Origin of the sequence: Sphingomonas sp. PAMC26645, assembly GCF_004795835.1 — a bacterium.
Classification (GTDB): Bacteria; Pseudomonadota; Alphaproteobacteria; order Sphingomonadales; family Sphingomonadaceae; genus Sphingomonas.
The window spans coordinates 3,778,813-3,803,698 of the sequence record NZ_CP039249.1 but is presented as its reverse complement, the minus strand read 5'-3'; the positions used below and the strand labels follow the sequence as shown (position 1 = coordinate 3,803,698).

The following is a 24,886-nucleotide window of genomic DNA, read 5'->3' as shown; positions in this document are numbered from 1 at the left end:
GGGCGGCAATCAGCTACACAGGCCTGCCGGCGGACCGGCCAGCGCGGGCAGGGCAGGCGGGCCGGCAAGCGACGGCGTCGGCCCCGGCAGCGAAAGGTCGATCGCCCGCGCATAATAGGGATCGGCTTCCGCCTCAGGCAACGTCACGAAACGGAACCCCATCTCGCGGTACAGCGCGAGTAGCTTCGGCAACATCCGCGCATCGAACGCGCCTACATGCATCAGCAGGACATAGGGAATATCCCGCCCCACCTGAGCCTTTGCCCGCGCCCGTGCCGCCAAGGCCGCAGCCCGCGCATCGCCGAGAAAGCTCGCCTCCAGCTTGGCGATCGCCCCCGCGTCCCGCTTGACCGAGCAAGCGGCATAAACCGGGTTCCAGCTGAAATCGTTGAAACTCATCGTCACCGCCGCAACCCGATACCCCCGAACCCTGAGGTCGGCACGAGCCGCGTTGCGAACCGCCGGTGTGCTACCCTCGGAAAGGAACGGATACCGAAACCAATGCCAGTCGGTCCCCTTCGCAGCGTCAGCGAGTGGTCCTTCGTTCCGCAAGACATCAGCGGCAAACGCAGCCGCACCGACTTTGTCGAGATCGGCATGCGAATAAGTGTGGTTGCCAAGCGGCAGTCCGGCAGCGCGCCACGCCGCGATCGCCTTCGCAGCATCACCCGGCGCATCGAGCCCAAACCCCGCATTCAGAAACCCAAACGCCGGCGCCTTCGCCGCGGCCAGCGCCCCGGTAATCGCCCGGACCACATCGACCCGAGTCTGCCCCGGTATGAGTGGCCCGTGTGCCGGAATATCGTCGAAGGTGATCGCGATGGCAGGCCCCTTGGCCACGCCGGGCTCGGAAGGACCGACCGGCACCGGGGCCGCAGCGCCAATCACCGATCGCGACCGGGCCGACGCGCGTGCGCCGCCAAACAGACTCAGCGGTACGGCTTCACCCATCGCCTTATAGCCAGCTTCGGACGGGTGCAGGTGGTCACCCGAGTCATACGCAGGGGACAGCCGGTCGGGATGCGCCGGGTCGCGCATCAATTGGTCGAAATCGATGACGGCGTCGAACACGCCCGAACTGCGGATGAAGGTGTTGACGGCCTGTCGATCCGCCTCGTTCTCCGCGGTCGGATGATAATAGGTATTGCCGCCGAACGGCATCACCGTTCCGCCGATCACCTTGATCCCGTGGGCATGTGCACGCGCGACGACCTCTGAGAAGCCGGCAGTAATCTGTGCGACGATCGCGGCATGTTGCGAAGGCGTGGCGGGTGCCTCGCGCGTCAGGACGCCAAGATCGTTGATCCCCTCCAGCATGATCGCCCAGCGCACGCCGCTCCGCGCGATGACGTCGCGGTCGAACCGTGCGAGCATATTGGGACCAAGCCCGTCGAGCAGAACGCGGTTGCCGCCGATCCCCGCATTGACGACGCCGATCGCGCGCGTCGCCGTAGTTCCGCGAAATCTCTGCGCGAGCACGTCGGTCCAGCGGGTGTTGCGCTCGGGCTTCACGCCGTAACCGTCGGTGATCGAGTCGCCGATCGCCACGATCGTACCCGCCGTCGGTGCCGCGGCGACCTCGACGTCCGCGAGCGCATACCAATGCGTCGTCGGCGCCGCGCCCGCCAGCGTCGCATCCGCCACCGCGTTGCCGGCCAGCGTGAAACTCGTCGCGCGAGAGCCGGGGTGGCCGGTCTGCGGGCGGGCGGCGTCCGGCAGATATAGGCTGATGGCTAGATCGGCACCGGCCGCGATATGCAACGCGACGGGGTCGCCATACATCTCCGCGCCGGCCGGGATCACTGCGTCGCTCCGCCCCGAGAAGGTCAGCCGCGCGCCGCCTTCGATCCGCGGTGTACCGGGGGCGACCGACCGGGCGACGTGCGCCCCACCGATCGCCAGCGGACGCGTGCCGAACGCGTTGGAGAGCCGGATGCGCACGCGTTCGCCGCCGGCCGAGACCCGCACCACCTGGCGCAGCGTGATCGCGCCGGCCCGATCGGCCGGGAGCGCATTGTCCCCCTCGGCGATCATCTGCGACGATCCCCATGTCGCGATCCAATGTGCGTCTCGAGACGGCGCAGTGTCCCGCGCGCCCGCGCCCGTCACGATCAGGGCGCCCAACACCAGCGCTACCGGCCACCGTCTCATCATCGCGATCTCGTCCTCTCGTATAGTGTCAGCGCGCAGCTATTGCGGGTTGCCGGGCGCGTCCGGAAAGCGCTGCGCCTTGTACCATGTCAGGTCATGCGCGGGTGCCGCGGCGCCCGCCGGGAGCGGCAGGCCGTTGACCGACATCCAATAGGCAAGGCTCGCATCGCGCCACCAGCGTGCCTCGCGCTCCTGGGCCGCGAGATACGTCGCGGTCTTTGCCCAGCGCTCGGCATCGACCTCGGTCTTCACGCCGTCCCACTGCCGACGCATGCCGGCCACGTAGCCCACGCCTGCATCGTAATTATGGACCATCTCCGCCCAGACCGAGCGCCCCGATGTCGTCCGATACGTCCACGGCACATGGTGGAACCATAGCAGCTCGCGCTCGGGGGTGGTCGCAGGGGCGGCCAGCTTGCGGGCAAGCTCGGGCGCGTATTGCGCAGCCGCGTTGCTTCCCGTCTTGGTCCGATCGAAGCCGATCCCGCCCTTGTCGGCGCGGTGGTAATAGACCGGGTTCCATTCGGGGCGCTTGAGATCGGCCACCCACGGGCCGGGGCCGTAGTGATGCCCCGTCGCCATGACGTGCGCGAGGCCCAGCGGTGTCATATAGTCGACTACCGCCTCACGCGATCCCATCATCATCGCGACCACCGGGTCGACGATTTTCGGGGAGGGCGCGAACGTCATCGCCGCCCATTCGCGCGCGACCGGGGCGGCGCCGAGTGTGGGATCCCACGCCATCCGGCCGAACGCGTACCAGTTCGCCTGGTTAAAGGTGGAGCCCGCCCAGTCGCGGTCGCGGCCGATATTCGCCACGCCCGCCATGCCGGTAAGTCTATGACCTTCCACCGAGCCATCGACGACTTTCGCCACGGTCTCACCGGGCGTCCGCATAGTCTGACTGCCGAGCGTTTCGGCGAACAGCGGCCCGAGATAGGCGAGGTGCGTTGCGAAGCCGAGATACTCCTTGGTGATCTGGAACTCGATCATCAGCGGGGTCTTGGGCATCGCGCCGAACAGCGGGTGGAACGGCTCGCGCGGCTGGAAGTCGATCGCGCCGTTCTTGACCTGAACGATGACGTTCGGCGCGAACTTGCCGTCGAGTGGCTTGAATTCGGTATAGGCCTGTTTCGCGCGGTCATCGGGGTCGGTCTCGGCATAGACGAACGCCCGCCACATCACGATTCCGCCATGCGGTGCGACCGCGGCGGCGAGCATGTTGGCGCCGTCCGCGTGGCTGCGGTGGTAATCGCGCGGGCCCGGCTGCCCCTCGCTGTTCGCCTTGACCAGGAAGCCGCCGAAATCGGGAATGCTGCGATAGATCTCGTCGGTCTTTGCCTTCCACCACGCAGCGACCTGCGGATCGAGCGGATCGGCGGTCTTCAAACCGCCGAGTTCGATCGGCGCCGAGAACCGTGCCGACAAATATACCTTGATCCCGTACGGCCGGAACACGTCAGCGAGCGCGGCGGCTTTCGCGATGTACGGCGCGGTTAGGCTTTCCGTCTTCGCGTTGACGTTGTTGAGGACAGTGCCGTTGATCCCGATCGAGGCGTTGGCGCGCGCGTAGTCGGTGTAACGCGGATCGCGGAAATCCGGGAGCGTCCACCAGTCCCACAGCGACGCGCCGGCATAACCACGCTCGACCACGCCATCCAGATTGTCCCAGTGATTGAGCACGCGCAGCTTCACGCGCGGGGTCGAGGTCAGGTCGATTCGGTCGACGCTGCCGCCGGTCTGGAGATGTCGCAGCAACGCGAAGCTGCCATAGAGTACGCCGCGATCGGTGTTGGCGGTGACAAGCAGCACGCGGCGGGACCCGAGCGTGACTTGTCCAACGCGGTACCCCTCATCGCCGAGCGCTGCCAGCGGAAGGCGGAGTGCTGCGACGTCGGGATCGTTGGTGGTGGCCAGCAGGATCGGCAGCGTGCTCGTCCCGAACAAACCTACGCCGCGGCGTAATTCCGCCGCGGCCACGTTCAGCGTAGGTGTATCGCCGCGCGCCTCGATCGTGGGTGCGCCGCGCGCGCCTGTCGTCGCCGAAGCCGGATATCGCAGCCAGAGATCATAGCCGTCTTCAGCTTGCGCCGGTCCGGTCAAACCAATTACCGCTCCAAACAGAAGCACGAACTTACCGATCCATCGGCCGAATATCGTCATTATCCTCTCCCGCCGTTCCGCACCACATTGACAGGATCGCGGATGATCAGCCATGTTATCGCTATCACGACGACGGCTTCGACAGCAATGCCGCGTTTCACATTAGGAGATAATCTTGGCCGGTACGAAGACAGCAGGGAACGCGCCGACCATGATGCCGACCCGGCGTGACCTTTTCGGCCTGCTCGGCTCGGTCTCCATCTCAGGGCTCATTCCCGGCGTTGCGTATGCCGCTACCGCATCACCCACCTACCGCGATCCCCGCGCGCCGGTTGATCTTCGGGTCCGCGACCTGATGGCACGGATGACGCTGGAGGAGAAAGTTGGCCAGACCATTTCCTTGTGGGCGACCAAGGCCGACGTGATGGTGCCGGGCGGGCTCGATTTCGATCCGGCGCGGGCGACCGCCGCGTATCCGGCGGGCTTCGGGCAGGTCACGCGGCCGTCCGACAAGCGCGGCGGCCCATCGGTCGCGGTGACGGCCGGCGGCACCGGCGCTGCGTGGCGCGGGACGGCTTCGACGATCGCGTTCGTCAACGCGGTCCAGCGCTGGGCGCGGGGCACGCGGCTCGGCATCCCGGTGATCTTCCACGAGGAATCGCTGCACGGCTACATGGCGCCCGACGCGACGATGTTCCCGCAGGCGATCGGCATGGCAGGCAGCTTCGATCGCGACCTGATGCGTCGCGGACAGGCGATCATTGGCCGCGAAGTGCGCGCGCACGGCAGCCACCTCTCGCTGTCGCCGGTCGTCGACATCGCCCGCGACCCCCGCTGGGGCCGGATCGAGGAGACGTTCGGCGAGGATCCGTATCTGTGCGGAGAGATGGGGGTCGCCGCGGTTGAGGGGCTGCAGGGCGACAGCACGACGCTGGCGCCGGGCAAGGTCTTCGCGACGCTGAAGCACATGACCGGCCACGGCCAGCCCCAGGCCGGCAACAATATCGGCCCCGCACCGATCGGTGAGCGCGAACTGCGCGAGAGCTTCTTCCCGCCGTTCCGCGCGGTCGTGACGCGGACCGGGATCGGCGCGGTGATGCCATCGTATAACGAGATCGATGGCGTCCCGAGTCATGCGAACCACTGGCTGCTCGGCGACGTGCTGCGCGGCGAATGGGGATTTTCGGGAGCGATCGTCAGCGATTACGGCGCGATCGAGGAGCTCGACACGATCCACCACATCGCGCGTGACCTGAACGGGGCAGCGAAGCTGGCTTTGGCGGCCGGAGTCGACAGCGCGCTGCCCGACGGTCTGGCCTACCGCACGCTCCCCGCCCAGGTGCGCGCGGGGACGGTGCCAATCGCGCAGGTCGACGCCGCCTGCGCACGGATGTTGGCATTGAAGTTCCGCGCCGGCCTGTTCGAGGAGCCGCCGGTCGATCCCCGCGCCGCCGCTCGTCTGACGGGTAACGCGGAAGCGCGCGGCGTTGCGCTGGAGGCCGCGCGCAAATCGATGTGCCTGCTGACCAACGACGGCACGCTGCCGCTCGCGCCCAAGGGCAAGATCGCGGTGATCGGGCCGAATGCGGCGATCGCGCGGCTCGGCGGCTATTCCGCGCCGCCGCGCCAGACGGTGTCGCTGCTCGACGGCGTGCGTGCATTAATCGGCGGCGCGGCGACGATCGTCCATGCGCAGGGCGTGTTCATCACGCAGAGCGAGGACCGGTCTCAGGACGCGGTGCTGCTCGCCGATCCCGCCAGGAACCGCGCGCTGATCGCTGAGGCGGTCGAGGTCGCGCGCGGGGCGGACACGATCATTCTCGCGATCGGCGATACCGAGCAGACCAGCCGCGAGGGGTTTTCGGCCAATCACCTGGGCGACCGCACCACGCTGGACCTTCTCGGCGAGCAGAACGCGCTGTTCAACGCGCTGCATGCGCTCGGCAAGCCCATCGTGATCGCGGCGATCAACGGGCGTCCGCCGAGTTGGCCGGGCGTCATCGCGAAGGCGAACGCGGTGCTCGAATGCTGGTATCCGGGGCAAGAGGGCGGCACCGCGATGGCCGAGGCTTTGTTCGGGCGGATCAATCCGGGTGCCAAGCTGCCCGTGACCGTGGTGCGCGAAGTCGGGCAGGTGCCGTTCTATTACAACCGCAAGCCATCGACCCAGCGCGGCTATCTGTTCGCGGAGACCGCGCCGCTGTTCCCGTTCGGCCACGGCCTCAGCTACACGCGCTTCGACGTCAGCGCACCGCGGCTGTCGACGGTGAAGATCGGCATAGCCGGTAGCGTCGAGGTTGAGGTCGACGTCGCCAATATCGGCCAGCGCGCTGGCGACGAGGTCGTGCAGCTGTATGTGCGCGACCAGGTTTCGTCGGTCGCGCGACCGGTGATGGAGCTGAAGGGGTTCGAGCGCGTGACGCTCGCGCCCGGCGAGCGGCGGACGTTGCGCTTCACGCTCGGCCCCGACGCGTTCGCTTTGTGGGACGTCGACATGCGCGAGTTCGTCGAGCCCGGCCTGTTCACGATCATGGCCGGGCCGAGTTCGGCACAGCTGAAAACCGCTATCCTCGAAATCGCCTGAAGGACCTTCGATGCCCAAGATCGTTTCCGCCCGCGTCATCGTCACCTGTCCGGGGCGTAATTTCGTCACGCTGAAGATCGAGTGCGACGACGGTACCACCGGGCTCGGCGATGCCACGCTCAATGGCCGCGAGTTGAGCGTCGCAAGCTACCTGACCGACCACGTCGTACCGTGCCTGATCGGCCGCGACGCGCACCGGATCGAGGACGTCTGGCAGTATCTCTACAAGGGTGCGTACTGGCGCCGCGGCCCGGTGACGATGGCGGCGATCGCCGCGGTCGACACGGCCTTGTGGGACATCAAGGGCAAGCTCGCGGGCATGCCGGTGTACCAGTTGCTCGGCGGTGCGGCGCGCGATGCGTGCATGGTCTACGCGCATGCCAACGGCACGACGATCGAGAACACCATCGCTGTCGCGAAGGCGGAGCAGGCCAAGGGGTACAAGGCGATCCGGCTGCAATGCGGCGTACCGGGGCTCGCCTCGACCTACGGCGTCGCCAAGCACGGCGCGCGCTACGAGCCCGCCGACGCCGACCTACCCAGCGAGAGCGTGTGGTCGACCGAGAAATACCTCCGCGTCGTCCCCGAACTGTTCAAGGCGGCGCGCGAGGCGATGGGCTGGGAGGTCCATCTGCTCCACGACATTCACCACAGGCTGACGCCGATCGAGGCGGGGCGGCTCGGCAAGGCGCTCGAGCCGTATAATCTGTTCTGGATCGAGGACCCGACGCCCGCCGAGAACCAGGAGGCGTTCAAGCTGATCCGGCACCACACGACCACGCCGATCGCGGTGGGTGAGGTGTTCAATTCGATCTGGGACGCGAAGGACCTGATCCAGAACCAGCTGATCGACTATATCCGCGCTACCGTCGTGCACGCGGGCGGCATCACGCATCTGCGCCGGATCGCGTCACTTGCGGACCTGTACCAGGTGCGGACCGGCTGCCACGGCGCGACCGACCTGTCGCCGGTGGCGATGGCGGCGGCGCTGCATTTCGGGCTGTCGGTGCCCAATTTTGGCGTGCAGGAGCATATGCCGCACACGGACGAGACCGATGCGGTCTTCCCGCACGCGTACAGCTTCGACGACGGCATGATGCATCCGGGGGAGGCGCCGGGGCTTGGTGTCGACATCGACGAGGAGCTTGCCGCGACCTACGACTATAAGCGCGCCTATCTCCCGGTCGCGCGTCTTGAGGATGGCACGCTGTGCAACTGGTGAACGCGGCCATGCCAGCAGCCGAGAAACCGCGCGGCAAAGTGCGGTGGATCGTCTGTGCATTGCTCTTCGCTGCGGTCGCGCTGAGCTATATCGACCGGCTCGTGCTGCCGGTGCTGAAACCCGAACTCCAAGCGCGCTATAACTGGAGCGAGCAGGGCTATGCCGATCTCGCGATCGCATTCCAGGCGGCGTACGGCATCGCCTATGTGTTGTTCGGGCGGTTCGTCGACCGGGTCGGCGCGAAGATCGGCTATGCGGTCGCGGTGACGCTGTGGACGATCGGTCATGTCGCGCATGCGCTGTTCACCAGCGCAGGCTTGATGATCTTCGCACGTATTCCGCTCGCGATCGGCGAGGCCGGCGCGTTCCCCGCCGCGCTGGCTGCTGCGAACGAATGGTTTCCGCAGCGCGAACGCGCGCTGGCGATCGGCATCTTCAACGCGGGCTCGAACGTCGGCGCGATCCTCACGCCGTTGATCGTACCGGTGATCGCGGTGACGTTCGGCTGGCGGATGGCGTTCATCGCGACCGGCGCGCTGACCGTGCTTTGGCTGGTGGCGTGGCTCGCCTTCTACCGATCGCCGCGCAAGCATCCGCGCATCACGCCCGAGGAACTGGCGTGGATCGAGGCCGATCCCGTGCCCGCTGCCAAGCCGGTCCGCTGGCGTACGCTCCTGCGGCTGCGACAAAGCTGGGCGTACATGCTCGGCCGGTTCCTGATCGATCCGGTGTGGTGGACCTTCCTGTTCTGGCTGCCCGATTTCTTCAACCGGCAATACGGCGTGAAGATGCTCGATTTCGGCCCACCGCTGGTCGCAGTATACGTGCTGGCCGACGTCGGATCGGTTGCGGGCGGCTGGTTCTCGTCGCGGCTGCTGGCACGCGGCCAGACGCCCAACCGCGCACGGAAGACCGCATTGTTCGCCTGCGCGCTGTTCGCGCTGCCGATCATCTTCGCCGCGCAGGCACCGGGATTATGGTGGGCGGTCGCAGCAATTGGATTGGCGTGCGCGTGTCACCAGGGCTTTTCCGCCAACGTGTACGCGATCCCCGGCGACCTGTTCCCGCGAGGCATGGGCGGATCGGTGATCGGTCTCGGCGGACTGGCGGGAGCATGCGGTGGCATGTTGATGGCCAAGTTCGCGGGCACGATCCTGGCCGGCGTCGGCAGCTACGGCCCGATCTTCGCGGTCGCCGGCTGCGCCTATCTCGTCGCGTTGCTGGTTATCCACCTGCTCGTCCCGCACTATACTCCCGTCGATCCGGAACGCCTCGCATGACCCATCCGCTACGCCTCCATCCCGACCGCCTGTTTCCCAGCGAAGGCCGCACCCGCGACATCGCCCGCGCGCTGCATGCCGGGGTAAAGGACCTGCCGATCGTCAGCCCACACGGCCATACCGATCCGGCATGGTTCGCGCGGAACGAGGCGTTCAGCGATCCCGCCTCGCTGCTGATCGTGCCCGATCACTACGTATTCCGGATGCTCTACAGCCAGGGCGTGCCGCTCGATGCGCTCGGTGTGCCAACGGTCGATGGCAGCGCGACCGCAACCGATCCGCGCGCGATCTGGAAAATCTTCGCGGCGAACTACCATCTGTTCCGCGGCACGCCGTCGCGGATGTGGCTCGACTGGGTGTTCGCCGAGGCGTTCGGCATCGACGTCCGCCTCGAACCCGCGACTGCGGACCTGTATTTCGACACGATCGATGCCGCGCTGAAGACCCCCGAGTTCCGCCCGCGCGCGCTATTCGACCGGTTCGGCATCGAACTGATCGCGACCACCGAAAGCCCGCTCGACCCGCTCGACCACCACGCCGCGATCCGTGCGAGCGACTGGAACGGCCGCGTCGTCACCGCCTATCGTCCCGACCCGGTCGTCGATCCCGAGACGCCGGGCTTCGCCGCCAACGTTCGCCACTTCGGCGAGACCGCGGGCGAAGACGTCGGCAGCTATGCGGGCTATCTTGCGGCACATCGCTTCCACCGCGCACGCTTCCGCGCGGCGGGCGCAACCTCGACCGATCATGGCCACCCTTCGGCAGCAACCGCAGACCTGACGCCCGCCGAAGCGGAAGCGCTCTACGCCCGTGTCATGGGGCAGCCGACCGCCGCCGACGCCGAACTTTTCCGCGCGCAGATGCTGACCGAGATGGCGGCGATGTCGGTCGAGGACGGCATGGTGATGCAGCTTCACCCCGCCGTCTCGCGCAGTCACAACGCCTCGGTGCTGGCGCGCTTCGGCCGTGATAAAGGTGGCGATATACCGCTGCCCGGCGAGTTCGTCCGCGCGCTGAAACCGCTGCTCGACCGGTTCGGCAACGATCCCCGGCTGACGCTGATCCTCTTCACGCTCGACGAGGACACCTACTCGCGCGAACTCGCCCCGCTCGCCGGCCATTACCCGTCGCTGCGGCTCGGCCCTCCCTGGTGGTTCCACGATAGCCCGGAGGGCATGCGCCGCTTCCGCGAACGCGCGACCGAGACCGCCGGCTTCTACAACACGGTCGGCTTCAACGACGACACCCGCGCCTTCCTCTCGATCCCGGCGCGGCACGACGTCGCGCGCCGGATGGACTGCGCGTTCCTGGCGAAACTCGTCGCCGAACATCGGCTCGAAGAGGATGAAGCGCACGAGGTCGCCCGCGCGCTCACCTACGATCTGGTCAAGCAGGCCTATCGACTATGAAACAGTCCGGCCTCGATCGTTGCGCGAAGGGGGCGTTCCAACCGGGACGTCGCGACATCCTGTTCGGGGCGGTGGCGATGGTCGCCGCGCCTGCTTTTGGTGCTGGCCCCGTCGCCGAGCCCCGTATCCAGCGTCTGTCGCCCGCGTTCGACCGGATGGTCGCGCCCGGCACGCAAGTCGAGACGATCGCGACCGGCATTCGCTGGGCGGAACGGCCAGTATGGGTGGAGGCTGGGCAGTATCTGCTGTTCTCCGATCCTCCTGCCAATATCGTCCGTCGCTGGCGCAAGGGTGGACCGGCCGTGCCGTTCCTCGATCCGTCGGGGGCAGGAGGCACCGATCCGAAGCTCATCCGCGAACCGGGCGCGAACGGACTTGCGCTCGACCGTACGGGCCGGTTGTTGATCGCGAACAGTGGTGGGCGCTCGATCGATCGCGTGGATTTGGTCACGCGACGGCGCGAGGTGGTGGTCGACCGGTATCAGGGAAAGCGGTTCAACAGCCCGAACGACATGCATGTCGCGCGCGATGGGACGCTATATTTCACCGATCCGCCGTACGGCCTGACCGAAGGCGATACCTCGCCGCTGAAGGAAATGTCGGTGAACGGCGTCTATCGGCTGCGCCCCGGTGGCGTGGTCGAACTGTTGGAGGGAGGCCTGACGCGACCGAACGGCATCGCGCTGTCGCCCGACGAGACGCGACTCTACGTATCGGTGTCGGACGAAACCGCGCCCCGGATCATGGTCTACGACCTTGATGCCAAGGGCGTGCGCAATGCCCAGGTGCTGCTCGATGCCAAGGCGATGAAGGCGCGGGGCGGGGCGGGGTTGCCCGACGGCATGAAGGTCGCGCGGGACGGAACGCTCGTGTGCTCGGTGCCCGGCGGGATGATGTTCATGACACCCGATGCGGAGCCGCTCGCGCTGGTGACGACCGGCGCGCCGATCGCCAACTGCGCGTTCGGGGAACGAGGGCGGGCGCTATACATGACCGCCAACGACCGTATCCTGCGCTTGCCACTCCGTGCGGGCTGGCAAAGCGAGGGCTGATCCGACTTCGTTCGACACGGGTCGTTGCCCATCGGTCACGTTGGCACGGTCTTGGGACGCTCCCCGATAGCAACCGCTACCGGGGACAGGTCGATCAGAACCGGGCGCGGACGCCCAGGCGGTAGAAGCGGCCGAGCGTGTCGTACAGTGCCGGGTTCACGTCGAGGCCGGTATTGGTCTGCGGCGCGGGCTCTGGGTCGTGATCGAACAGATTGTCGACCTTGAAGAACATGCTGACCTGCTTGGTCAGGTTCACCGAACCGCCGAGGTCGAAATAGAAGGCACCCTTCATCGTGTTATAGTCGATGGTCGGGTGGTTGGCGGTCGAGACCGGGCAAGCGCTGGTGCACACGACATATTGATTGCCGAACACGCCGTCCGAGAACCAGCGCTCCTGCAGGTTGAGGCTGAAGACGTCGTTGTCGTAGCTCTGCGTCGCCAACCACTTCCAATCCGGCGTCGCGCCGTTGTTGGCCCCGGCCTGGTCGACCACGTCAACACCGGCGATCCCGGCGTCGACGAGGAACTCCTTCACATGCGTACCCAGCACGCGGAGCGTGAAGTTGCCGGGGATGCCGAGTGGCTTCTTCCACTGATAGCTCGCCTCGATGTCGAACCCGCTGGTCTTCCAAGATGCCAGATTGAACGGCTGGACGTTGATGAAATTGCCGCCCTGGGTCGGGCTGTTCAGCACGAAGCCGCCGCAGAACGCTTGATTGCCCTCGAAGCAGAAGCGGACGATCTGATCGGGCGACAGTGTCGAGACGACGCCGTCTAGCTTGATCTTGTAATAGTCGAACGACAGACCGAGACCCGGTGCCCATGACGGGTGTGACAGGACGATACCGACCTCGGTATTGCGCGCGATTTCCGGCTTCAGATCTGGGTTACCGACGGTGTTCTGGAACGCCTGCACGCCGCTACCGGAAAACGGATTGGTAAAGTTCGGCAGCGTGGTGACGGTCGGTGCGGCGAACAGTTCGGACAGGTTCGGCGCACGGACGTCGCGTGACGTGACGGCGCGCAACCGGATGCCGTCGAGCGGCGTATCCCAGGTGCCGCCGGCCTTCCACGCCCAGACCGTGCCCGACGTGCTGTAATGCGTCACGCGGCCCGCGCCGTTGAGGTTTGCGCGGCCGATCTTTTCGCTGTTGAACAACGGCAGGTTGAGTTCGAGGAATCCCTCATACACCTCGTACTTGCCGCGGCCGTTCTTGTAGTTGCCGGCTGCCCAGTTGCTGCCCAGCGCGGAATTCAGCAGCGGATCGGCGGGATAGGCTGTGCTGTTCGGGCTGAGTGCGGTGACGCCCGCACCATAGGGGTCGCCGTGAACGCGGTAGAATTCACGACGATACTCGCCACCGAAGGCAACCGACAACGGCCCGGCCCACAGGTTGAGCGGCTCGCCGGAGAAGTTGAGGCTGGCGACGTCCTGCGTCAGCTTGGTGCGCTGGAGGGGGCCATTGGCAGGCGTTACATAGGCGAGCGCCGATGCCGACGGCACCGCACCGCCGAAGATGTTGATCGGCTGGCATCCGGCGGCACGCGCGACCGGATCGGCGCAGACGATCGCGCCGTTTAGCGTGATCGCGTTGGTCGCGGCGACGTAGCGCGGCTGCAACACGGTATTGTCGACGTCGATCGCCGCCAGGGTGATGCCGTGTTCGTAATACGTGTCGTAGTTCCAGGGCGTACCGCCGATCTCGAACTTGCCCTTCAGGCCGCCGACGAAGCGGTACTGGCGCCGGTCCGTCTGGACCAAAGGATCGGGGAAGTTGCCGTTGCTGGTACCGAAGTTGAACTGAGTGATCCCTGGAGTACCGGTAGCGGGATTGATCGCCGTCGCACACCGATCCCGCACCAACTGCGGCAGGAAGGGGTTGGCGCACTGCACGGTCAGGTTCGGGCGGTTATACCCCGGGCTAGGCTGGTTGCTGGTCTTCACCTGCGCAAGGTTGACCGTCACATAGGCCTCGTTGTTCTCGGCGAAGTCGAAGCCGATCCGCCCGAAGCCGTTGAGCCGTTCCAGCGAGGATTGGAGCGATGCGCCCGAGCCCGGCGCGCCCGATAGGTCGCCGCCGACGCAGAAGCTGTTGGCGGGGAAGCAGTTGGTGACGCCGCCGGTGCCGGTCGGACGACCGTTCGATCCATAACTAAAATTATACGGCGCGCCGCTCTGATCGAACGCAATGCCCTGCAACGGGCCGTTGTTGATCAGGCCGTAGCGCGCATATTGATAAGGCTGTGCATAGTCGCGGTAGTTGAACTGCGGCAGGCCATTGTTGGTTTGTCCGGTGTTGACGAGCGTAGTGGCGCGGTACCAGTCGCGACCCTTGGCGAGGTCTGTGCCGAAATCGCCCGGGCCGACGCCGTCCTCGTCGTCATATTCGCCGCTGACGATCAGGTGCAGCTTATCGCCGAACAGCGACGTGCCGAATGCCGCCTGGACCAGGCCCTGCTTGTCGTCGCCATAGTTGGTGATGCCGCCCTGGACGTTCGCCTTGAAGCCCTTGAAGCGCGTATCGGTGATGAAGTTGACCACGCCGCCGACTGCGTCCGAGCCGTAGGAGGCCGATGCGCCACCGGTGACGACGTCGACGCGCTTGACCAGCAACTGCGGGAACATGCTGATGTCGGGCACGCCGGAGACGTTGGCGCCGACGACGCGCTGGCCATCGAGCAGGGTCAGCGTACGGATCGGGCCAAGGCCGCGCAACGAGAACGAGCTCAGTCCTTGCGTACCGCTCGACGTGCTGAACGTGCCGGTGGAGGCACCGGTCGAGCCTTGCAGCGACGGCAACTGCGCGACCGCGTTGAAGATGTTGGGCTGCGCGTTCTTGAGGATCTGGTCCTCGCCGATCACGGTCGTCGGTGTTGGCGCGTTATAGCCACTCGAGACGATGCGAGACCCCGTGACGACGATGTCCTTGTCCGGCGCGGCCTGCTCTTCTGCGGCGGTCTGCGGGGTCAGCGTCTGGGGCGGCGCTGCCGGATCGGCCAATTGGGTCGAAGCGGGCAGGTCGGACGGCGGGGCAACGGTCTGGGCTGCGGCAGGGGCGCAGAGCAACGCGGTGGCCAGCACGATCATGCTGGTTGCGTTAACATTGAAAGATCCGACTGACCGTCGACCGCGCGTAACCTTGTTCATCCGTCCATCCCCTTGTCGCACGTGGCGCGTGCCGTGGTCCGGCCTGGCGACGTGTCATTCTTGTCGTTCTCTACGATATACTGGGCGCGGTATCATCTACGACCATGGTCGCAGGTGCGGCGCGTGAGCCGAAGCCTGACACGTCAGGGCATCAGGCGCTTGCGGCCTTGCGAGAGATGCCAGCGCATCGCCAGCGCCGCGCCGTCCGCATCCTGCGCACGGATAGCTTCGACGATCGCGTCGTGCTCGTCCATCATGGCCTTGATCACTTCCGGCGCGCGCGACCGCGAGATGTCGACACCGGCTCGGAGAATACGCATCACCGCGTCCTGGAGGTGATCGAAGACCGGCAGGAACGCAGCGTTGGCAGTCGCCTCGGCGATCGCGCGGTGCAGCACCCAGTCCTCGTCATGCGCCGGCGCATTCGACAGCAACGCGGTGCGCAACGCTTCCAAAGCATGCTCGATAGCGTCCATCTGGTGATGCGACCGGCGTTGTGCCGCGAGCCGCGCCGCTTCCGCCTCCAGTACGAAGCGCACTTCGTAGGTGCCGAGCGTCGCCGCGATGTCGGCCATTGGCATGTGCGACCCGAGCCGCTCCGACGGTCGCCGCTTGACGTAGGAACCCGCGCCGCGCCGTGCCTGCGTGATGCCGTCGGACGCGAGCCTCGCGAGCGCCTCGCGGACGATCGTGCGGGACATGCCGAACATCGTGGCGAGTTTGTCCTCGGCCGGAAGCCGGTCGCCGACCGCGAGCTGCTCGTCGAGGATGATCTGGACGATCGCGGTATAGGCGCGGTCCGCCAGCCTTATGCCGTTCGCGGCGGGCTTGTCCGGAACGATCGGCGGCGGGGTGCTCGGAGTCTCAGACGACATGGCTGAGCGCCAGGACGAACGCGAGGCCAACTATCGAGATCGACGTCTCCAGCATCGACCAGGTGCGGAACGTGTCCGCGGTGCTGGTGCCGACATAGCTTTTAACGAGCCAGAAGCCGGGATCGTTGACGTGGCTGAAGAATACGGAGCCCGCGCCGATCGCCAGCACGACGAGTTCCGGTGACACGCCCGAGCTTGCGACGACGCCCGGCATGATCCCGACCGCGGTGATCGTCGCCACGGTCGCGGAACCGGCCGCCAGGCGGATGCCGACTGCGACCAGCCAGCCGAGCAACAGCGGCGAGATCGAATACATCAGTACCGTGCGCGCGAGCAGATCGGACAGGCCTGCGGTCACCAGCACCTGCTTCAGCGCACCGCCAGCGCCGATCGCGAGCAGGATCGCCCCCGCGGCGCCCATCGTCTCGTGCCACACCGCGTTCTGGATCGCAGCCTCACGAAGCCGCCGGCCGAACAGCAGCGGGAGCGCGATGAGGTTGGTCAGCAGCAGCGCGACTACTGGGTTGCTCGCGGCGACGAGCCATGCGGTTCCTTTCATGCCCGGGATCATTTGGCCCAGCTCGCCGGTCGCGATCATCAGCACCGGCAGGAGCACGATCAACAGCGACCACAGCCGCGGTGGCGGGGCGATGCCGAGCCCTGGATCATGCAACACCGGCGCTTCCAACCGCACGCCGCGCGTCGTGAACTTCGCGAGCAGCGGACCGGAGATGATCGCCGTCGGAATGGCGATCGCGATGCCGTACAGCATCGTCTTGCCGAGGTTGGCGCCCAACGCCTCGACCGCGAGCAGCGGGCCGGGATGCGGCGGGACCAGCGCATGCACCACGCCGAGCCCCGCCAGCGCCGGCATGATCAGCCTCAACTTGGCGGCATCGCGTTCAGCGCCGTCCTTGCCGGTCATTTCTTCGGCAGCCGCGACGACGATCGGCAGCAGCAGGACGAGGCCGGTTTCGAAGAACAGCGGAAGGCCGACGATGATCGCGATGCCCAGCGTCGCCCATGGTGCCGCTTGCTTGCCGGTCATCTTCAACGCGCCTTTGGCAAGCGACGCAGCGGCGCCCGACAGATGCAGCATCGCGCCGAGCGACAGGCCGAGCGCGACCACCAGCCCCGTGCCGCCGATGATGTCGCCTACCCCCTTCTGCACCGCCTTGGCGACGTCGGGGAGGGGAAGACCGGCGAGAAGGCCGACCGTGAACGCGCCGCACAACAGGCCGATAAAGGGGTGGAGTCGACCGCGAACGATCATCAGGACGGCAAGCAATATCCCCGTGAGTGCAGCGATCACGAGTCGCATGTCGGGGCTGATCATCGGCATGCGGGTCGCAGTTGCGCGCGCTCGTCCAGTGCTCGTGACATCACGCCCCTCCCGTTGGTCGGCGGCGCCTTCGCCTGCCGATATGATGGCATATCTGTACGACAGGTCTTTTCGATCTGACAACAAAAAAGGCTTGATTGCGTCCGATAGCGCGGCCCATAGTCAAAACCTGTCCAACCGAATCCGATTAACGGATCACTGGATCAACAGCGACAGCCACCGCGTCTCGGCCACCCATCGGCCGCTACGACTTCGGCCGGCGCACAGGGAGGGATGACCATGGAACGGCCTGGATACGATACGCACCAACCTTCAGCCGCGACGCGCGCCGCGTCGCCGCGCCTGACGCCGACGCAGATCAGGGTCCTTCGCGGCGTGCATTCGGGTTTGCTCAACAAGCAGATCGCCTTCGATCTCGGGATCGCCGAGGCTACCGTGAAGGTCCACATGACCGCCCTGATGCGCAAGCTGAACGTCCGCAACCGGACGCAGGCCGCGATCGTCGCGCAGACGCTGGCGATCTGACACTTGCCGTTGATCCCCCTCTGGTGGGGAGGATCGAAGGGCTCCGAATACGACCTTCGTCGCAGATGAAGCGGGCCTCCACGAACGGTAGGACTGCTGTCCTGATAACGGGAGACGGACGATGGTTGCGAAATGGCTGCTCTGCGGAACGGCGCTTCTTGTCGCCAGCCCGGCCGTTGCGAAGACTTCGGCGCCAACCCGGTCGGTCTCGGTCTATCTCAGCCAACCCAACGATCCGCAGGCGGTAACCGTCAAGGGAGTCGGCGATGGCCGCGCGGACGATAGCGCGGCGATCCAGCAGGCAATCGATGCGGCGGCGGCTGGCGGTCATGGCGGCGTCGTTTTCCTGCCATCGGGACGCTACAGGATCACCCGCACGATCTTCATCCGGTCCGCCGTCCGCGTCTTCGGCGTCGGCGCGAATCGCCCGGAGATCGTTCTCGCCGACAACAGTGCCGGCTTCGGATCCGGCGTGGCGGCGATGGTCAGTTTTACCGGCGAGGACCAGTACCGCGTCGGCAAGGCACCCGTACCGCCGCGCACGAGCGTGCCGTTCGATCCGGCGATCTTCGACGCAACCTCGAGCACCTTCTATTCCACGCTGTCGAACGTCGATTTCCGGATCGGCGAGGGCAATGCCGGCGCGGTCGCGGTGCGATTCCGTGTCGCGCAGCACGGCTATCTGCGACACATCGACTTCCACATCGGCTCGGGTCTCGCCGGCGTCTATCAGGCGGGCAACGAGTTCGAGAATCTGCGCTTCTTCGGCGGTCGCTACGGCATCATGTCGGAGAAGACCTCGCCCGCATGGCAGTTCACATTGCTCGATTCGGAGTTCCAGGGCCAGCGCGACGCGGCGATCCGCGAGCATGAGGTAGACCTGACCCTGGTCAACGTCGCAATCCGCGATACGCCGGTCGGGATCGAGATCGACCGCGGCTATTCGGATTCCTTTTGGGGCAAGGACGTCCGGTTCGAGAACGTGTCGCAGGCGGGTATTGTCGTTTCGGCTGAGAACAGCGTGTTCACGCAGATCGGCTTCGACAATGCGGTGGCGAGCAACACGCCGACCTTTGCGCGCTTCCGCGATAGCGGCAAGACCGTCGCGGCGACGGGGCCGACCTACCGGGTCGCCGACTTTTCCTACGGTCTGAAGCTGGCGGGCCTCGGTACGATCGGCGAATATGCGACCGACGTCTCGATCGCGCCGCTGTCTCGACTGCCCGCCCGACGCGCGCCGGCGATCCGGGCAATGCCGGCCGTGCGCGAATGGGCGAACGTGCATGATTTAGGCGTCAAAGGTGACGATACCACCGACGATACCGCAGCCTTGCAGCGCGCGATCGACACCCACCGTGTGCTGTATCTTCCGGTCGGTCGCTACCGCGTCACCGACACGCTGAAGCTGCGGCCCGACAGCGTGCTGATCTCGCTGCACCCCAGCCTCACGCATCTCTATCTCCCCGACGAGACGCCCGCGTACATGGGCGTCGGCGGTCCGAAGGCGCTGCTGGAGAGCGCGAAAGGCGGCAACGCGATCGTCTCCGGCCTGGGCTTATGGACCGGCGGCGTGAACCCGCGTGCGACCGCGCTTCTGTGGAAGGCGGGCGAGGCGTCTATGATCAATGACGTCAAGATCCAGGGCGGGGGCGGCACCGTGTTGACCAAGGGCAGTCCGATCGGCTTTGGCGATCCGCGCGCGCGCTTCGACGGCCAATATCCGAGCATCTGGGTGACCGATGGCGGCGGCGGTACGTTTGCGGCGATCTGGTCGCCGAACACGCTGGCCTCGGCGGGCTTCCACGTCTCGAACACCAAGACTCCCGGCCACGTCTACGAACTCTCCGCCGAGCACCATTATCGCGCCGAGATCGTTCTCGACAACGTCGAGAACTGGGAATTCCTCGCGCCACAGACCGAGCAGGAAGTGCGCGACGGCGTCGACGCGATTTCCACCGAGATCCGCAATTCGCGCAACATCCTGTTCGCCAATTACCACAGCTACCGCGTCACACGGTCGATCAAGCCGATGGACGCCGCGGTAAAGCTCTACAACTCCGGCGATATCCGTTTCCGCAACGTCCACGTGAACGCCGAAAGCGGGTTCGCGAGCTGCGATGCGAAGGGCTGCGGCACGTATCTGCGCGCGAGCAAGTTCCCGTTCGAGAACACGATCAAGGACATGACGCGCGGGCAGGAAGTACGTGAACTCGAATTCGCGAAGCTCGACGTGCCGGCGGCGTCGGCCACGGCAGTGCGAACTCCGATACCGGCAACGCCTGGCGTGGAGAAACTGGCCGACGGATTCTATTCGATCGCCGGCGGTGCGGTCGATGCGCAGGGCAAGCTGTACTTCATCGATCGTCGCTTCCAGCGGATCCATGGCTGGTCGAAGACCGAAGGCCTGTCGATCGTCGCGGAAGCGCCGCTCGACGCGGTGAACCTCGCGGTCGACAAGTCCGGCGACCTGCTGGTGCTGTCTTCGGTCGGGCGAGATGGTACCGTCTACAGCATCGATCCAACCAAGCCCTCCGACGTCAAGGTCATCGCGCCGACCCCAGCCAAGGCGAGACGCGGTGCGGCGACTGTGCTGCCCGTCAACGTCTGGGCGAACGGCGAGTTCGCCGACCGGATCGATCCGACGACGTACCAATATCCACCGCTCGCCGATTTCTTCACCGGCAAGATGGGCGAGGCGAAGGCGCAGGAATATGTCTCGCCCGACGGTTCGCTGGTGCTGCCGGCGTTCCGCGTGTGGAACCAGGGGCCGGACGATCATCAGGGCTGGCGCTGGTCCGATACGCTCGACTCCTATGGGTTCGTCACGGCGCCTCCCGGCGAGCGGGTGGTGCTGACCAACGGATCGGAGAACCGCACGTATAGCGGTCTGGTCGGCGACGACGGCCGGGTGACGGACCTCAAGGTCGTCGCACCGCGCGGCGGCGAGAGCGCGACGCGCGATGCGGCTGGCAACCTGTACGTCGCCAATGGACAGGTGTTCGTCTACCGGCCGGACGGCTCACTGCTACGCCGTATCGACGTACCGGAACGTCCGCTGCAACTCGTCATCGGTGGCGCCGACCGTCGTACGCTGTTTATCCTGGCACACCACGCACTCTACTCTATCGGACTGTAAGCGCGACGGCGGTCGGTCAGATCGCCCGCTTGCGGCGAACCAGACTGGCCGTCTGGATCATCGTCGCCAGCGCGGTCAGCACGATGCCGAGCATGACTACGCCGGACCACCCAGCCGCGGCCCAGGCTTGCGTCGCGGCGGCGGACCCGACCGCGCCGCCCAGGAACATCCCGCCCATGAAGATCGTGTTGAGCCGCGCCCGTGCCTCGGGGCGCAGCGCGTAGACGATGTGCTGGTTGGAGACGAGCGCGCTCTGGACGGCGAAATCGAGCACGATGACGCCGACGACCATGCCCGCGATCGACGTCCACACGCCGAACAGGATCCACGACACCAGCGTCAGCGCTGCGCCGAGCGCGATCACGGTGTGCGGGCCCTTTCGATCCGCGTACCGTCCGGCGATCGGTGCGGCGAAGATGCCGACTGCGCCGACGATGCCGAACAGGCCCGCGACGTCGGCACCCATCGCATAGCGCGGCTCCTGAAGTCTGAGCGCGAGGATGGTCCAGAACGCGGTGAATGCGGCGAAGATCAGCGACTGGGTGACGGTCGCCAGCCGCAAGGCACCGAACTCGCGCCACAGCACGACGAGCGAGCGGAGGAGGCCGCCATAGGACAGTGCGGCGGCGGGCTGGCTGCGGGGCAGCTTGATCGCCATCCAGAGGCCGACCGCGAGCGCCATCGGCACGCCCAGCCAAAACATCTCGCGCCAGCCGGCATGCGTGGCGACGAAGCCGGCGAGTGTCCGGCTCAGCAATATGCCGCACAACAGGCCCGACATGACCGTGCCGACGGTCGCCCCGCGGCGTTCCGGGGCGGCGAGGTTGGCGGCTAGCGGGACGATCTGCTGCGCGACCGTGGAGGCGATGCCGACCAGAAGCGAGGCAGCCACGACGAGCCCCGCGGTAGGCGCGATCGCGGCGGCGACCAGCGCGGCGGCCAGGACGGCGAACTGGATCACGATCAGGCGCTTGCGCTCGATCAGGTCGCCGAGCGGTACGAGGAAGAACAGGCCCGCGGCATAGCCGAGCTGCGTCGCGGTGGGGATCAGCGTGGACAGCTTGCCCGGCAGATCCTTCTCGATCACGCCGAGCATCGGCTGGTTGTAATAGATGTTGGCGACCGCGACGCCGGCAGCAGCCGCCATCGAGAACGTCACGCTGCTGGTCAGGACATAGCCCGTCGTACGAGGTTCCGGGCGGTCTTGCGCAGTCGATGTCATGGTCAATTCCGGTGTACGACGCTGCGCCTGACGGGCGCGCCATGCTTGCAGGTGAATGGGTCGAGCGTTTTTAGCGGGCGGCGACGCGCGCTCGGGCTAAATGGGCAGTTCGCCCGTAAGGTAAAGTGCGGACGGCAGGCCCGATGGCAGCGTAGGTTCGGGCGCGGTACGCGTTGCGGCGGTACGAAGCCACTCCGGGCCACCGTCGCGGTGCCGGGTCGAGCCATCCGACCGCGTCGGCACCTTGCCGTAGATCGGCGGCCCGTCGCGGCCGGGCGATCCTGCACCGAACGACGCTGCGATGTTGCCGTAGGTCGACGGATCGCGCCCGTCGAGACTGAGCCGGTCGTTCAGATAACAGGCGGTCGCCCACGCGGTCTCGGGATCGGGCGTCAGGGCGATGATCCGCTTGGCCCAGTACATCCGCAGATTATTGTGCATCCAGCCATCGACCAGGAACTGGCGCTGGCAGGCGTTCCAGGTCTCGTCGCGGGTGGTTCCGTTGAGCAGGTCGGCGAGCGTTTCCACTTCCGGACGCGGGTCAGAAGCGTGAGCGGTCAGCGTTTCGCGGGCCCATTCAGAGACGCGGTCGTAGCGCTCGGGCGAGGGAAGCGCGCGAGCCTGGTAGTGGAACCACTCGCGCCATGTCAGCAGCTCGTCGGCGAATTTGCTCTTGGCGGCGGCGGGTGCGTCGGCGGCTTCGACGGTGGCCATGACTTCGCGTGGGCCGATCACGCCGAAATGCAGATAGGGCGAGAGCATGCTCGCACCGACCGGCTTGGTCGCATCGTTGCGGGTCGTCGCGTAGGTCGGCAGCACAATGCCCATCAGCCGTTCGAGCTTGCTTAGCGCGCCCTCGCGACCGGCCGGGAAGTCCGGACTGAGCGCAAGCGAATGATCGATCGCCGCGTTCTCGACCAGCCGGTCCAGGTCGGCGTCGCTGCAGGATTCGAGACGATCGGACGTGAAGGGCAGGGGGCCGTCATACGCGGCAATGTCCGCCTGAAGGTCGTCGGTCGCCAGCCAATCCGCACGCACTGCCTCGTGCTTGCGTCGGAACGCGGTGGTCGAGCCGATGCCGTCGCCGAGCAGCGCAGGGGGTACCAGACATGCGGCGTTGACCGCGAACATCGCAACTTCGGTGCGGGCGGCGACACGCTCCGACTGCCAGCGCGCGACAAAGGTCGGCTGGTCCTCGACGAACACCGCGGCGCTGTCGGCGGCAAGACGATAGACCAGACCCTTCTCCCGCGCGTCGTCGCGGTCGACATGCTGGACGCAGGCAAGACCGCGCTGGCGGCAGTCGCGCGCGAGATCGCGGCTCGCACCCAGAATGAAGCGGTGAAGGCGATCGGATGCGTAGGGGTAGTCTTCGCGCAGCCCGTGATAGACGAGGACCGGCAGGCCGAGATCGTTGCCGAGGCGGATCGCCGCGTCGATGACCGGATTGTCGCGGGCACGCAACGCCTGCTGCAGCCAGCAAAGGACGTAACGTCCGGTCCGTCGGACTTCTGCCGCGTTCATCCGGCGTATACGGGGTGCCTCGGGCCAGGAATCCAGCGATTCTGCAGTCGAAGGTTGCGAGAGCGACGTTACCATGACGGCCCAACACACGGGGCCGTCGCGACGATCCCTTCAGGGGCGGACGTATGCCAAAGCGTCGAGTGCCTCGGAGATCAATGCGGCGACGACCGTCTGGCCGAGCGCATCCGCCTCCGCCAGCGCATCCTCGAGATGCTCGCGAAGCCGTTGATCGGGATTGAGCATCCGTTGGGGCATGTCTGAGTTATATCGCCGCAAACGTTTGGCGATACACGTCGGTCCCTCGACTAGTCGCAAAAATCTCACGACCTGCCCGCTTAACTCCGTGAGAACTGATGTCGGTAGTAAACATCAAGGGTAATGCCGCGACTCAAAGGTCTCGGTAGTAGAAGATTTCCGCTTCGTCTGCAGGGCGCAAGCCAACGATTTGCCCGGCTGGTTGCCAATTGGTGCGTGTCAAAAGTCCCACAGCGGCGCTGTTATCGACACCGGTCGAGATGAAGACTCTGCCACTCAGGACAGATTTCAGTTCGGCTATCAACGATTGGGCGATCCCGTGGCGACGATAGTCGGGATCGACGACCAGTTTGTTCACATAGTCCTTGCCGATGCATCCGCCGGTCTGCCACGCGATATAGCCTGCGATGACGCCGTCCACTTCGGCTACAAGCATGCGGCGCTCGACGATCTCCGCGATCCGGTCTCCGGGGAAGGAATCGAACGCCATCAACCGGGAAAGGTCATACGGTTCGGCGGCTCGGATCGCGGTCATGGTCTCTCCCTGCTGCAACCGATCGCTGGTTCCAGGTCGGCGGCTTGAAGGGCAGAACGGACGTTCCGGCTGGAAGTCTCACGAGTTGCTTTAGATTATAGAGATTCCTGGTACATTCTCGCTTCGGGTAGCGGCCGTGCGCGAACGAGTTGCCTGGACCGTGTTCGCGCGGATAAGCTGGCGCAATGGAAAACACCGCACCGCAGCTCGACCTGTTCACCCGCCTCGAAATCGCGATCGAGGAGCGCAACGAGGCCGCCGAAGCCTTCGACGTCTTCAAGCAGGATGCCGTGATGGCGCACGCCCCGGCCGCCGGAGCGGAGCCGGCCGTGACGAGCGAGGACGCCGCCGATGCCGCCGCGGGCGAGGTCGACGACTTCAATGCCGAGGTGAACGCGCTGTTGCAGGGCGCGACGGACGCGGAGCTGGCAGGTGCGTACGACCAGTCGGGTGGCGAGGTTGGCAACCCGGTGGCCGAGGCGCTGCTGGGCGAGATCAAGCGTCGCGAGGGTCGCGCCTGATG

At 66.1% G+C, this 24,886-nt stretch carries 17 protein-coding genes; 8 read left to right on the top strand and 9 right to left on the bottom strand.

Going from position 1 to position 24,886, the window contains the following annotated elements; all coding sequences use genetic code 11:
- Nucleotides 1-9: 9 nt before the first annotated feature.
- Complete coding sequence (locus E5673_RS20095) at nucleotides 10-2,154, bottom strand: GDSL-type esterase/lipase family protein (protein ID WP_247599453.1); 2,145 nt, start codon at nucleotides 2,152-2,154, stop codon at nucleotides 10-12.
- A 36-nt stretch (nucleotides 2,155-2,190) separates the two neighbouring features.
- Complete coding sequence (locus E5673_RS17330) at nucleotides 2,191-4,314, bottom strand: alpha-glucuronidase family glycosyl hydrolase (RefSeq protein WP_136190964.1); 2,124 nt, start codon at nucleotides 4,312-4,314, stop codon at nucleotides 2,191-2,193.
- A 154-nt stretch (nucleotides 4,315-4,468) separates the two neighbouring features.
- Between E5673_RS17330 and E5673_RS17325 the strand changes: the two genes are divergently transcribed.
- Genes E5673_RS17325 through E5673_RS17305 form a run of 5 tightly spaced genes read left to right on the top strand, consistent with a single transcriptional unit; the run spans nucleotide 4,469 to nucleotide 11,801 of the window.
- Complete coding sequence (locus tag E5673_RS17325) at nucleotides 4,469-6,838, top strand: glycoside hydrolase family 3 N-terminal domain-containing protein (protein WP_136191596.1); 2,370 nt, start codon at nucleotides 4,469-4,471, stop codon at nucleotides 6,836-6,838.
- A 10-nt stretch (nucleotides 6,839-6,848) separates the two neighbouring features.
- Complete coding sequence (manD, locus tag E5673_RS17320; protein WP_136190963.1) at nucleotides 6,849-8,060, top strand: D-mannonate dehydratase ManD; 1,212 nt, start codon at nucleotides 6,849-6,851, stop codon at nucleotides 8,058-8,060.
- 8 nt (nucleotides 8,061-8,068) lie between these two features.
- On the top strand, nucleotides 8,069-9,340 hold the full coding sequence (locus tag E5673_RS17315; RefSeq protein ID WP_210731889.1) for an MFS transporter: 1,272 nt from the start codon (nucleotides 8,069-8,071) through the stop codon (nucleotides 9,338-9,340).
- Nucleotides 9,337-10,749: a glucuronate isomerase gene (gene uxaC / locus E5673_RS17310; RefSeq protein WP_136190962.1), complete on the top strand. Its 1,413-nt coding sequence runs from the start codon at nucleotides 9,337-9,339 to the stop codon at nucleotides 10,747-10,749. Before E5673_RS17315 ends, uxaC begins: the two co-directional genes overlap by 4 nt.
- Complete coding sequence (locus E5673_RS17305) at nucleotides 10,746-11,801, top strand: SMP-30/gluconolactonase/LRE family protein (RefSeq protein ID WP_136190961.1); 1,056 nt, start codon at nucleotides 10,746-10,748, stop codon at nucleotides 11,799-11,801. Before uxaC ends, E5673_RS17305 begins: the two co-directional genes overlap by 4 nt.
- A gap of 94 nt (nucleotides 11,802-11,895) precedes the next feature.
- Here E5673_RS17305 and E5673_RS17300 read toward each other — a convergent pair whose 3' ends face one another.
- The 3 genes from E5673_RS17300 to E5673_RS17290 form a co-directional block, all read right to left on the bottom strand.
- Nucleotides 11,896-14,889 carry a TonB-dependent receptor gene (locus E5673_RS17300; RefSeq protein ID WP_136190960.1) on the bottom strand — a complete coding sequence of 998 codons (2,994 nt, stop codon included), beginning with the start codon at nucleotides 14,887-14,889 and terminating at the stop codon, nucleotides 11,896-11,898.
- A 203-nt stretch (nucleotides 14,890-15,092) separates the two neighbouring features.
- A complete protein-coding gene (locus tag E5673_RS17295) occupies nucleotides 15,093-15,824 on the bottom strand; it encodes an FCD domain-containing protein (protein ID WP_136190959.1) in 732 nt (243 codons plus the stop codon).
- Nucleotides 15,814-17,160, bottom strand: coding sequence for a gluconate:H+ symporter (locus E5673_RS17290; RefSeq protein ID WP_136191594.1), 1,347 nt, complete (start codon nucleotides 17,158-17,160; stop codon nucleotides 15,814-15,816). Before E5673_RS17290 ends, E5673_RS17295 begins: the two co-directional genes overlap by 11 nt.
- Nucleotides 17,161-17,445: 285 nt before the next feature.
- On the opposite strand from E5673_RS17290, the gene E5673_RS17285 reads away from it, so the two are divergent.
- Together E5673_RS17285 and E5673_RS17280 are read left to right on the top strand one after the other, a co-directional pair.
- Nucleotides 17,446-17,691: a LuxR C-terminal-related transcriptional regulator gene (locus tag E5673_RS17285; protein ID WP_136190958.1), complete on the top strand. Its 246-nt coding sequence runs from the start codon at nucleotides 17,446-17,448 to the stop codon at nucleotides 17,689-17,691.
- A gap of 121 nt (nucleotides 17,692-17,812) precedes the next feature.
- Nucleotides 17,813-20,827, top strand: coding sequence for a glycosyl hydrolase family 28-related protein (locus E5673_RS17280; RefSeq protein ID WP_136190957.1), 3,015 nt, complete (start codon nucleotides 17,813-17,815; stop codon nucleotides 20,825-20,827).
- A gap of 16 nt (nucleotides 20,828-20,843) precedes the next feature.
- On the opposite strand, the gene E5673_RS17275 is transcribed toward E5673_RS17280, so the two are convergent.
- The 4 genes from E5673_RS17275 to E5673_RS17265 form a co-directional block, all read right to left on the bottom strand.
- Nucleotides 20,844-22,049, bottom strand: a complete 1,206-nt coding sequence (locus tag E5673_RS17275; protein WP_210731766.1) for an MFS transporter — start codon at nucleotides 22,047-22,049, stop codon at nucleotides 20,844-20,846.
- 96 nt (nucleotides 22,050-22,145) lie between these two features.
- A complete protein-coding gene (locus E5673_RS17270) occupies nucleotides 22,146-23,573 on the bottom strand; it encodes a deoxyribodipyrimidine photo-lyase (protein ID WP_247599452.1) in 1,428 nt (475 codons plus the stop codon).
- A 111-nt stretch (nucleotides 23,574-23,684) separates the two neighbouring features.
- The gene (locus E5673_RS19800) at nucleotides 23,685-23,828 is read right to left on the bottom strand and encodes a hypothetical protein (protein WP_156362367.1); all 144 of its coding nucleotides are present in this window, start codon (nucleotides 23,826-23,828) and stop codon (nucleotides 23,685-23,687) included.
- 133 nt (nucleotides 23,829-23,961) lie between these two features.
- Nucleotides 23,962-24,363 carry a GNAT family N-acetyltransferase gene (locus tag E5673_RS17265; RefSeq protein ID WP_136190955.1) on the bottom strand — a complete coding sequence of 134 codons (402 nt, stop codon included), beginning with the start codon at nucleotides 24,361-24,363 and terminating at the stop codon, nucleotides 23,962-23,964.
- 185 nt (nucleotides 24,364-24,548) lie between these two features.
- Between E5673_RS17265 and E5673_RS17260 the strand changes: the two genes are divergently transcribed.
- Nucleotides 24,549-24,884: a hypothetical protein gene (locus E5673_RS17260; RefSeq protein ID WP_133020572.1), complete on the top strand. Its 336-nt coding sequence runs from the start codon at nucleotides 24,549-24,551 to the stop codon at nucleotides 24,882-24,884.
- Nucleotides 24,885-24,886: the final 2 nt, after the last annotated feature.